At 59.6% G+C, this 11,383-nt stretch carries 9 protein-coding genes; 3 read left to right on the top strand and 6 right to left on the bottom strand.

All coding sequences use genetic code 11. The annotated features are described in order from the left end of the window. Positions 1-10 precede the first annotated feature (10 nt). From ABQX22_RS04755 to ABQX22_RS04740, 4 genes are read right to left on the bottom strand one after another with little or no spacing between them, the layout of a single operon-like run. Positions 11-832 carry an amino acid ABC transporter ATP-binding protein gene (locus ABQX22_RS04755; RefSeq protein WP_349796999.1) on the bottom strand — a complete coding sequence of 274 codons (822 nt, stop codon included), beginning with the start codon at positions 830-832 and terminating at the stop codon, positions 11-13. Next, positions 829-1,488 carry an amino acid ABC transporter permease gene (locus ABQX22_RS04750; RefSeq protein WP_349796996.1) on the bottom strand — a complete coding sequence of 220 codons (660 nt, stop codon included), beginning with the start codon at positions 1,486-1,488 and terminating at the stop codon, positions 829-831. The genes ABQX22_RS04755 and ABQX22_RS04750 overlap by 4 nt, the downstream gene beginning before the upstream one ends. Further along, positions 1,485-2,132 carry an amino acid ABC transporter permease gene (locus ABQX22_RS04745; protein ID WP_349796994.1) on the bottom strand — a complete coding sequence of 216 codons (648 nt, stop codon included), beginning with the start codon at positions 2,130-2,132 and terminating at the stop codon, positions 1,485-1,487. Before ABQX22_RS04745 ends, ABQX22_RS04750 begins: the two co-directional genes overlap by 4 nt. A gap of 9 nt (positions 2,133-2,141) precedes the next feature. Further along, complete coding sequence (locus ABQX22_RS04740) at positions 2,142-2,993, bottom strand: transporter substrate-binding domain-containing protein (RefSeq protein WP_349796992.1); 852 nt, start codon at positions 2,991-2,993, stop codon at positions 2,142-2,144. Positions 2,994-3,542: 549 nt separating this feature from the next. Between ABQX22_RS04740 and ABQX22_RS04735 the strand changes: the two genes are divergently transcribed. The 3 genes from ABQX22_RS04735 to ABQX22_RS04725 all read left to right on the top strand — a co-directional run bounded on the left by ABQX22_RS04735 (position 3,543) and on the right by ABQX22_RS04725 (position 8,900). Next, positions 3,543-4,352, top strand: coding sequence for a phytanoyl-CoA dioxygenase family protein (locus ABQX22_RS04735; protein ID WP_349796990.1), 810 nt, complete (start codon positions 3,543-3,545; stop codon positions 4,350-4,352). Between the two features lie 172 nt (positions 4,353-4,524). Further along, a complete protein-coding gene (locus tag ABQX22_RS04730) occupies positions 4,525-6,192 on the top strand; it encodes a sensor domain-containing diguanylate cyclase (RefSeq protein ID WP_349796988.1) in 1,668 nt (555 codons plus the stop codon). 44 nt (positions 6,193-6,236) lie between these two features. Then, positions 6,237-8,900, top strand: coding sequence for a mechanosensitive ion channel family protein (locus ABQX22_RS04725; protein WP_349796986.1), 2,664 nt, complete (start codon positions 6,237-6,239; stop codon positions 8,898-8,900). Between the two features lie 52 nt (positions 8,901-8,952). Here ABQX22_RS04725 and ABQX22_RS04720 read toward each other — a convergent pair whose 3' ends face one another. Together ABQX22_RS04720 and ABQX22_RS04715 are read right to left on the bottom strand one after the other, a co-directional pair. Beyond that, entirely contained in the window at positions 8,953-10,575 is a 1,623-nt protein-coding gene (locus tag ABQX22_RS04720) for an L-lactate permease (RefSeq protein ID WP_349796984.1), read from the bottom strand. 222 nt (positions 10,576-10,797) lie between these two features. Beyond that, a complete protein-coding gene (locus tag ABQX22_RS04715) occupies positions 10,798-11,202 on the bottom strand; it encodes a g-type lysozyme inhibitor (RefSeq protein WP_349796982.1) in 405 nt (134 codons plus the stop codon). Positions 11,203-11,383: the final 181 nt, after the last annotated feature.

The raw sequence follows: 11,383 nt of genomic DNA, 5'->3' as shown, positions 1-11,383 counted from the left end.
TTGTTGGACGTTACTGACGCGGGGCTGAGAAGCCACCGTGGAACCGCGACAGAAACTGCTGCGCTCGAACGGTCTTGGGCGCTGCGAAAAACTCGGCGGGCGCGCCGCTTTCGACGATATCGCCGGCGTCCATGAACACCACGCGGCTGGCCACCTGACGGGCAAATTCCATCTCATGGGTGACGATGACCATGGTCGCGCCCTCGCCCGCCAGGCCGCGAATCACCTCCAGTACCTCCCCCACCAGCATCGGGTCCAGAGCACTGGTGGGTTCGTCGAACAGCAGGATGTCGGGCTTCATCGCCAATGCACGGGCAATGCCGACGCGCTGTTTCTGCCCGCCGGACAAACGCGCCGGAAACACCTCGGCCTTTTCCGCAAGGCCCACCCGAGCCAACAACGCCAGGGCTTCGCGGCGTACCTCGTCGCGATCACGTTTTTGCACGTACAACGGCGCCTGCATGATGTTGTCCAGCACGGTCAGGTGCGGCCACAGGGCAAAGTGCTGGAACACCATGCCGATCCGCGAGCGCATCTGCGCCAGGTCAGCGTCATTCATCTTCACCCCGCCCTTGTGCACGCCCATGCGCTGGCCCTTGAGGAACACGCTGCCGGCATTGGGCTGTTCGAGCCAGTTGATGCAGCGCAGCAACGTGGACTTGCCGCAGCCGGACGGGCCCAGCAGGCACACGACATCGCCACTCATGACGTCCAGCGAGACATCCTTGAGCACGTTGTTGTCACCAAACCATTTGGAAATGCCCTGCAATTGCAGGACCTTGGTCTGCGCGGCGGCTGCGAGATCGCCAGGGGAAGGTTGCAATGCGTTCACGTTCGACGCTCCTCGGCGTAGCGAGTCAGAAGGCTGGTCAGGATCTCGATGCACAGGCACAGCACCCAGTACAGCAGCACCGCCGAGAGAAACGCAGCAAAAGGAATGAAGTAGGTGGACTGGATCGAGTTCATCACGCTGGTCAGTTCCGTGACCGCGATGATTGACAGGAACGCGCTGTCCTTGACGATCTGGATCAACTGATTGCCCAGGCTCGGGATGGCCCGCATCACCACCGGCGGCATGATGATCCGGCGCACCAGGCTCAAGCCGTGGAAGCCGAACGCCCGGGCCGATTCGATGGTGTCGGCGGGCAAGTCCTGCCAGGCGGCACGCAACAGCACGGCCATGTACGCCGAGTTGTACAGCACCAGCGCCAACACGCCGCTGGTCCAGTTGGACAAGCGAATGCCCATGGACGGCAGCGCGAAATAGATCAAATACACGAACAGCAGAAACGGCACGCAACGCATGGCATCGCAGAAGGTGTTGGCGATGCGGGCGATGCCGGGCCGCGAGGACATCAGCATCGGGGTCAACAGCATGCCCAGCAGTAATGAAGCCGTGGCGGCGATGCTGACCAGAATGAGGGTGTTGAGAAAGCCGCTGCCGATGTCCGGCAACTGGCCCCAGATGGTCACGAAGTCGTTGATCATGCCGCCACCTCATGGGCGGCGCTGCGGCGTTCGAGCCGACGCTGCAAACGAATCAACAGGTAAACGATCACGCTGTACAGCAGCAGGGCGAAGATGAACGGGGGCAATGGATCATAAGTGCGTGCGCCGACGCGTTGTGCGGCGCGGGTGATTTCCACCATGCCGATGACCGCCACGGCCGGGCTGGATTTGAGGAGCATGGTCATTTCGTTGACCAGGCCCGGAAGACTGGAGCGCCACACTTGCGGCAGGACGATCAGGCGCAGGCGCAGGCCACGGCGCATGCCGAACGCCAGGGCCGCGTCGTACTCCTGTTTGGGAAACGCGATCAGCGCACCGCGCCAGATCTCGCAGTTGAATGCCGCGGTGGACAGGGTCAGGGCCAGAATACCGGCGGGTGCCGGGTCCAGCGAGATACCGAACTGCGGCAGCGCAAAGAAGATCAGCAGGATCAGCGTCACTGCCGGACAGGAACGCATGATGCTGACGTAGGTGAACACCGCTTGCCGCGCCACCGGCACCCTGCCCCAGCGAATCAACGCCAGGCCAAGGCCAAGCGGCACGCCAACCATAACGCTGACCAGCGAAACCCCTACGGTCGACAGAGCACCCAGCAGGATGCTCCAGTAGTCGTATGCCGTCATGGACGTCGATCAGTTGACGTTGACGGGCATGTTTTCATGGCTCTCGCCCAGCCACTTCTTCTGCAGGCGGTACATTTCGCCGTTCTTGCGCAGTTCCAGGAGCGCGTCATCAACCATTTTCAGCACGCCAGTGTTGCCCTTGGCCACGGCCCAGGCCAGGTAGGTCGGCTCGCCGATGGCCTGACCGACGACGAACATGTCACCACGCTCTTTAACCAGGTCATGCAACGACAGGTCCGTGTTCGCCACTGCGTCCAGACGGCCGTTGGCCAGGTCCTGATAGGCCTCGGGATAACCGTGGTACTCAACGATCTCCTTCAGGCCTTTACCCTTGGCCTTGAGCTTGGCGTCGAAGCCTTTCAGGTCGGTGAGCATCGCGCTGCCGGTTTCGCCGCCGACGGTCTTGCCGATCAGGTCTTCGGGTTTGAGGATACTGCTGCCCTTTTTGGTGGCGAAGAAGGTCGCGGTCTGGGCGGTCGGCGAGGTGAAATCAAACGTGGGCTTGCGGGCGGCGGTGACCAGCACGGCGGAAAGCGCCATGTCGTATTTGCCCGTGGTGACGCCTGGCAGAATCCCGGCCCAGGGCAAGACCTGCTGACGAATCTTCACGCCGGACGATTTCTCCACCAGCGCCAGTAACTCATTGTCGTAACCCGTGGCCTTGCCATCCTGCATGAACTCGAACGGACGGTAGTCATCCTCCGTGGCCACGAGCAGATAGCCACGGCTTTTGACCTCGTCAATCGTCGCCGCATGACTCATGGCGGTGTTGGCTAACGCGGCGGTCATCGCCACAGCCAGGGCCACCACCGACTTACTGATACGCATCCGACGCTTGAGGTTGTGCAGTAGAGCAGTCATGGAATTTCCTTGCTGAGTCCGTAAGAGATCGGTCCATCCAGATGGTCCGGGCTGGCAGCGCTGAAAGGCGCTCATCCTGAACAAAGCAAGTGGCATGCCACCTATTATTTTGCGTCCGGACGCCTCGGTTTATAAGGACCGGCTGCGAAACGGGAGGTTGGCCGAGGGATTGTCATCGACCGGATCCGGGCGTGGTATCGGTCAGCGCCGCACCAAAATAACCCAATATATAGGGGGTATGCCTCTCAAGCAGACACATTTGCAGCGACGTTTTCCGAGGGTTTACCCGCCCAATAATGAATTCCCGGCCAGTTATGCAACCGTGCCAGTCACTCATAACCTATTGTTACTTAATGTGTTACGGCAGAGGGTCTTCTCAGCAATATCTTGGAAACCCTCGCTTGATACGGGGTATAGCCCCTATAGGGCTATCGAGGCCTTCATCTCCTATTTCCCTGTTTTCATGGGGCTTTATTCCAGCGTTGAAAGTTCGGCACGGTTTTGGCTTGAAGGTCACTGGCATTCCCCATCGAGGCGACAGAGGTTTCCATGACCAAGCACCTGACAGCGGCGCAAGTCGAGCACTTCAAAGAGCACGGTTACGCATTCCCCTTCACGGCCATGAACAGGCAAGAGGCAGCCGGCTATCGCGCCCGTATCGACGCCTATGAAGCGCATGTCGGTGAGGACGCCAACCGCTCGCTGAAGATCAAGGCGCACCTGGCCTCCCCCGCCTTCGTCGAACTGGCGCGCAATCCCCGGATTCTCGATGCGGTCGAAGACTTGATCGGCCCCAACATCCTGCTGTTCGGTGCCTCGGTGTTCGCCAAGAACGCCAACGATCCGCGCTATGTGTCCTGGCATCAGGACTCGACCTACTTCGGCCTGGCGCCCCACGAGGAGGTGACGGTATGGGTGGGCTTTACCGACGCGACGCCGGAAAACGGCTGCTTGCGCATCCTCCCCGGTTCACATCGGGAACCGGCCTATGAGCATCAGGAGACGTTCGCCAAAGACAACATGCTTGCCAAAGGGCAATCGCTGATCGGCGTGGACGACAGCCTCGGGCTGGAGATGGCCTTGAGCGCGGGCCAGTTCTCTATCCACCATGAACGCACTGCACACAGCTCGCGATGCAATACCACGGATGATCGGCGGATCGGTTTCGCGTTCTTCTACATACCCACCCACGTGACGTCCACGCTCGGCAGACGCCGGGCGACGCTGGTGCGCGGAGAAGACACCTTTGGTCATTGGGACGCTGAGGCGTTACCGGACTGTGATTACGACGTGCCCGCCATGGCGCAATTGCACCAGGCGTGGGGGCAATACCGGGACGGTGAGGTCAAGGGCGGCTGACGCCTGCTGCCGACACGGGAATATTTTCTTCGAAAAGCCCTACATCTCCGCCAATCCGTGCGCGATGCCTTCCAATAGAACGAGTGCCCCTTAAGGAACCGTGATGCTCGCCGATAACGTCTTCAAGAATGCCAGGGACCCGAGGCATTTGAATCCTTTCAGGCGATTGATCATGCAGTTGCTCCCCTTCCAAAGCCTGCGAGCGAAATTTGCGCTCGTCGTCGCGCTCGCCGTACTGGTCATCACCTGTATCTTCGGCGGTGTCATCGGCGCGTCCGCGATTTCCAGGCACAAGGAGCAGACCGGGCATCAGCTGGCCGAATACGCGGCCTCGATGATTGATCGTCTCGATCGTGACATGAGCAGCCGGGCCAAGGAACTCACCGTGCTGAGCGCACTGGAGGCCCTGAGCAACCCGCAGAACGTCGCCGAAGCGCGCAGCCTGCTTAACCATCTCTACGCGCAGTTCCCCAACTATTCATGGATCGGGCTCACCGACGCCAATGGCACGGTGGTCGCGTCGACCGGGCGTCTGCTTGAAGGGGTCAGCATCGCGCACCGCCCCGTGTTCATGGAAGGGCAGGACAAGACGTTCGTGGGTGACGTGCACGAAGCCGTGATGCTCGCAAATCTCTTGGCCAACCCGTCGGGTGAAGCCATGAAGTTCGTCGATATCAGCATGCCGGTACGGGACAAGGCCGGAAATTTCATTGGCGTACTGGGGACTCACCTGTCGTGGCAGTGGGCGGCAGAAATCGGCCGGACCATGTTCGAGCCGTTGAAAAAAAGCCTTCCCGGCGTGGAATTTCTGGTCATCAGCAAAGACGGCATTGTCTTGCTCGGCCCCAAGCACCTGATCGGCAAACCGAGCGAAGCCAGCATTGACCAGAACAGCAACATAAGCTGGACGGTCAGCGAATGGCAGGATGGAAACACCTACGTGACGGGGGCTGCCCGAAGCACCGGGATCGATGGTTACCCTGGGCTGGGCTGGACCGTCGTGACCCGTCAACCCGTGAAAGAGGCCTTTGCCGACGCTAACGGGCTGCGCGCGGAAATACTGCTGTGGGGCAGTCTGTTGTCCATCGCCTTCGCCGTGCTGGGTTGGTTCGTGGCAGGCGTCATCACTCGACCACTCAACCAGATTGCCGACGCTGCCGCTAGCCTCTCGGAGGGCGCGGACGTCGACATCCCGCTGGTGAAAGGCAGTCTGGAAGTTGAGAAGCTGAGCATGGTCATTCGGCATCTGGTGGAGAACCTGACGCAAAAGAAAGGCCAGCTGGCGCTGATCAAAGGCGTTGCCTACCGCGACACCGTGACAGGATTGCCCAACCGTGCTGCGCTGGAAAACTACGTGAAGACGCTACAGGAAGAACCCGGGCAGCAGGCGGCTTACGGCGTGCTATGCCTGGACCTCGACGGCTTCAAACCCGTGAACGATGGCTTTGGTCATGCGGTTGGGGATGCCCTGCTCCATTCGGTGGGCATGCGTCTTTCAGCCACCGTGCGCGATGGCGATATTGCCGTGCGCCACGGCGGCGACGAGTTCGTGCTGCTGCTGCGTTTGAAAGCGGGCGAATCACTGGGGAATGTGCAGAGCGCGGCGCAGCGCATCATCAAAACCATTGCAGAGCCGGTCACCCTCGCGGGCGCGGTGATCAGGGTGGGCTGCAGCATCGGCGGCGCCGTGTGGACAGAAGGTGATTTTGCCGACGCCCTGGCGCATGCCGATGAAGCGCTTTACCGGGCCAAACGCGCCGGCAAATCCCAGGCGAAGTTTTACCCGACGGACGAAGTGGCGGGTACCTCGACCCGGGAGACCAGCACCGGAGTGTCGTAGAAAAAAGCGCAAGGGGGCCGGTTAGTGATCGGTGTGGTGAGAGGTTGGTAACCGGCCAAAAGCGGTCATTTGGTGCGCCAGAGAGTTCTTCTTGCCATCGCTTCAGGTTTTCCATTCAGAAGTACGACGACAACCTCCGGCAACGCTCCTTTCGCAACCTTCTGAGCCAGGTTTGTCTGGTCATCGGTATCTCTGTACTCTGGAAACTAAACAGCCGGCTAAATCCCTACGGACGGACACCCCAATCGATGCGCGTACTGCCAAACTCTGCTTTGTCGTGCGCTGTTCGGCGCTGGTTAACGGCAGCATTGCTGTGCTTCGCCGCTTTTGTACAGGCTGATGCGTTACCCATCAGTACGACGACCTCTAGCGCGACCTCGACGAAGGCCTTGCCCATTGCGTTGACGGATATTCTCGACCGCGCCGACGAAGATCAGCAGCGCGTGGACAGCGCCAAGCGGCTGCTTGCCTCGCCCGATCCAATTACCCCTCTGAGTGGCTTACTCGAGGATATCGCGCGTCCTGCTCATGCCAAACAACAGACGGCCCATAGCGTGGTGTTTGGTGAGTTGCCCGTCATGCGCGTGGAGAGCCTGGCACGACACTGGGAGTTCGATGCCCGGCGCCTGGAGCGCTGGGATATGCAGGCGCGTCGAGCCTTTGGCCCCTACTCTGAAATCGCTCTGCAATTGGCTCAGCGCCGCGCTGTCTGGGCGTCGACCCAGGCAGCAGGCCTGCTGGAGGGGCTACCCTCCGTTCTTTTCGCTCGCATCACCAGCATGCTGGCACAGATTGACGCCACCGAAGCTACCCTGGGCGCGGAGCTTTCCCGGCAATTTGCACTCATGCAGCAAGCAAGCGAGCTGAAAGCCATTATCGAAGCGGGCAGCAACGAGGTGGCGGTAGCGCTGGATGATCAGGATCGCCGACTGCTACGTATGGATGTTGCGCCTCTTTGGCAGGGCCTTGGTTCGAGCATGGATCAAGCCTCAACCTGGGATGCCATGTGGCGGGGTTTAGAAATAGAGGGGCAATTCGCTCGCGATTACCACTCGGCAGGGACCCGCAATCAGCTGGCGCTTACGCTGGTGCAAATACTGTTGCTGCCTCTGATTCTGTGGTTGGTTGTCCGAAGTCGACGCACGCGGCGTCTTCAGGAGCATCCGGAAAAGCTGACACGCGCATTACGTCGTCCCTTTTCAGCCTGGCTGCTGCTGTGCATGCTTGCGGTGCTGGTGCTGGAGCCGGATGCACCACTACTGGCCGAGGAAGTTGCGCTGCTGGTCGCCTTGATTCCCGTGCTGCGGTTGCTGCCCAGTGGCGCCCTGCGCGCGCTTGGCGTCTGGCCTTACATAGCCATTTCCATGTACGGGCTGGATCGGTTGGGCATTCTGGCCGCCGACAATGGCCGGATTTACCGGATCTACCTTCTCGCGGTCAACGCCCTGGCACTGGTACTGACCCTTTGGCTGCTCTGCCGCGCCATGCCGGCGATGCAGAGCCCTGACAGTCGATTACAACGCGTCATGCGCCCCATCGGTTGGGTAGCCGCCGCCATGCTGACCGTAGCACTTGGCGCCAACATCGTGGGCAATACCTCGTTGGCCGAAACACTGACCAGTGGCGTCATCGATAGCGGTTACATGGCCGTGCTGCTCTATGCAGGCATCGCTGCAGGCGTAGGCCTGTTCCAGGCGCTGTTAGGGCAGCCGGAACTCGCTAATCGCCACTTCGTTCGCCATCAGGAAACGGCTTTGCAATCTGGATTCACTCGCCTGCTGATGCTCGGCGCAGCGACAGGATGGCTTCTCTACAGCATGGATCGATTCCGCGTGTTGCGGCCACTGTACAGCGTGGGGCGCACAGTCATGGGTTTCGGTATCGATGTGGGCGAAGTTTCCATAACCATTGGCCACCTGCTGGTATTCCTGCTGTCGGCGTGGCTCGCCCTTTGGGCGGCTCGGACCGTCAGACGGCTGCTTCGGGCAGAACTGCCAAACCACGTCGGGTTGCCGCGAGGCGTGGGCAACAGCATCGCGTCACTCAGCTATTACGGCGTCCTGTCGCTGGGCTTGCTCGTGGCATTGTCAGCAGCAGGGTTCAAAGTCAGTCAACTGACGCTGATATTCGGTGCGCTGGGCGTGGGTATCGGGTTCGGGCTCCAGAACGTAGTCAATAACTTCGTCTCGGGCCTGGTGCTTATGTTCGAGCGGCCCATCCAGCCCGGCGACCTGGTGGATGCGGCGGGAACATCAGGCACGGTACGCGAGATCGGCTTGCGCGCGACGACCATACGCACATCGGATGGCGCCGATGTTGTTGTGCCCAACGGCCTGCTGCTCAACGGCAACCTCACCAACTGGACGATGTTTGACAAAAGCCGGCGAATCGAAATTCCCATAGGCGTCGCTTACGGCGCTGATCCTTCAAAAGTGGCGTCCCTATTGAGTGCTGTCTTGAGTGACACATCGGGCCTGGCTGAGCAACCGGCGCCTGTCGTTGTCTTTATCGGCTACGGGGACGGCGCCCTGAATTTCACCATCAGCGCGTGGACACACGACATCAGTAGCTGGGTAAGGCTACGCGGCGAAATACTTACCCGAGTATTGGCCGCTCTCCAACAGGCAGGCGTTTCGATTCCCTATAAGCAGGTTGATGTGAATTTACACACCGTGCAGGAAGAGCAAACGCTTTCTCCTTCATCCTGAAAGCGAGCAAAACGTGCAGTGCCCAAGGGTGGGCACTGGTCCGATTCCGGGGTTACGCAGCACCTGATAACAGCCATGTCCAGAGACTGACGTAGAGGAGCAGCCCAAGGCTGTAACCCAATGTCATGCGCATGATCTTGCCCTCCTGCCCGACCTGCCCTACTGCGACCGCAGCGATAGCAATGGACTGGGGAGAAATCAGTTTACCCATGACTCCACCGCTGGTGTTCGCGGCGACCATCAGCGAGGTACTGACATCGATTTGCGTCGCGGTAATGACTTGAAGGTTGGCGAACAAGGTATTGCTGTTGACCACAGAGCCTGTAATGAAAACCCCCAGCCACCCGATGACGGGAGACAATAAAGGAAATATTCCGCCCGCGCCGGCCATGCCCAAGCCAATACTTGAGGAGCCGCCCGAGAAGTTGGCGATATAGGCGACAGCCATGATCAAGCAGATCATGGCGATCGGGCGCCATAACTGCTTCACGGTAAGGCCAAACTCCGTACAGGCGGCTCGCCAACTCAACGTTGCGGCAAACAAGACAGTGACAAGAGAGGCCAGCAAGATCGCCGTGCCCGGCGCACTGATCAAGGCCACGTGCCAGACGGCTCGTAAGTCGGCCGGCTGACTGACAATCGGCGGCACCACTGTGACGACCTGATCCAGCGACGGAATCGGCCAATGCCGCACCGTGCCTTCCAGCAGACCCTGCGAAACGAAGAGCGCCTTGAATTGAGGCAAGCTCCATAGCAGGACCAGTACCGTCAGCACGTAGAAAGGTGACCAGGCGGAGAGCACCTGTCGCAGCCGCCATTTCACTTCAGGAGGGGGGACGGCGCCGCCATCTTCCCGGTAGATAAATACAGGTCGCCAGAAGCGCATGAACAACGCCAGAGCCCCCATGCTTACAAGTGGCGGCACGATATCTACCAGCTCTGGCCCTAGCCAGAACAATATGGCTGACTGGCTCACACTAAACAGAACCCCGATGCCAAGTACCACCGGCCACGTCTGCCGTAATCCTCGCGTCCCGTCCATGATGGTAACCAGTAACGCAGGGATGAACAGCGTGGATAATTGCACGATTGCAATCATCTTCAGGGACAGATCGGCAAGCGGCACGCCGCCTTGCTGCGCGCCTACCAACACGGGAATGCCAATAGCGCCATAGGCTCCAGAGGCGGCGTTGGCAATCAGACAGAGCATGGCCGCCTTGATCGGCTTGAACCCCAACTCCACCAGCAGAGCGGCGCATATGGCAATCGGCACGCCAAACCCTGCTACACCTTCCAGAAAGGCACCGAAGCAAAAAGCGATAAGGATGACCTGAATGCGCTGATCTGCGGAAATAGTCGAAATGCTGCTGCGGATCGTCTCGAATTTGCCGCTTTTTACCGCCAGGCGATACAGCCATACGGCCATCAGCACGATGTAGCCAATGGGCCAGAGACCGTTGAGCACGCCGAACAAGGCCGCCGCAAGGACGCTCTGTAGCGGCATGCCAAACACTGCCGCTGCGACCACCAACGCCGCCGCCAGCGACAGACCTGAGGCCGTCAGGCCTTTGAGTTTGAACAGGGTCAGCCCGAGCAAAAATATCAGGATAGGTACTGCGGCGATGAATGCGCAAGCATAGGGACTCCCTAGCGGGTCGTAGTTCTGCTGCCACATGGGCGTCGTACTCCTGAGGGAAACCTACGTTGCGTCATTGAATCAATCGGCTGAGCTTGCGCTGTTTCATTAATAGGCTATCGGTTTTTGGGTCGGAAGCATTCCGTTCGGGAAGTTTCAGCCAGGCAGTGGCCTGTTGGCCATGAATCGTCGTCGGCACACATCGCATGCATCGCTCTCTGATGCGACCTGCGCTACACATGAGAATCCAGTCTCGGGCGATCAGTCGATGCTGAAGCTGATCGTGTAAGGCACAGCCTCACCACGCCTGGCGGACGCTCGCATCTGAAACACCTGCACTGTGTACTTGCCCGACGTCGGTAACGCTCCGGCCCAGTCCGAGCCAACACCGCCGCTGCCCAAGGCCCCTGACTGGCCGGGCGTGTCACCGGGCGCAAACACGTTGAAGTTGGCGTTGCGACTGCCAGTGATCCGCACGGTCATGTGCTGGCCCGACTTGGCAGACAGCGTGTACTGAACGCTGTCATGGCCCTTGAACATACCGTTGACCTGCGTGCTGTTGGCACCCTTTGAAAAGCTGACGGGTACAGTAGTCACCTTATCGGCAGCCCAACACATTGAAGAACCGAGCGTCAGTGCAAAACCGTAAATCATCGCTTTGTTCATGTGCGGCCTCTTAACAACAAGATGAAGTGGGCATGCGCAACGCCGAAGCAGATGCACTGCGCAGAGTATGAGGAATCATCAGCCCATTAGAACAACGCTGTCTGGACCCATGATCTTTTTCCATCATAGCTCCACTTTTTAAAGATGAGCGATTCGACAGGTTGCCCCTCATGCGACATGT

It is taken from the genome of Xanthomonas sp. WHRI 1810A (assembly GCF_040202885.1).
Classification (GTDB): Bacteria; Pseudomonadota; Gammaproteobacteria; order Pseudomonadales; family Pseudomonadaceae; genus Aquipseudomonas.
This window is presented reverse-complemented; position numbering and strand designations above follow the sequence as displayed.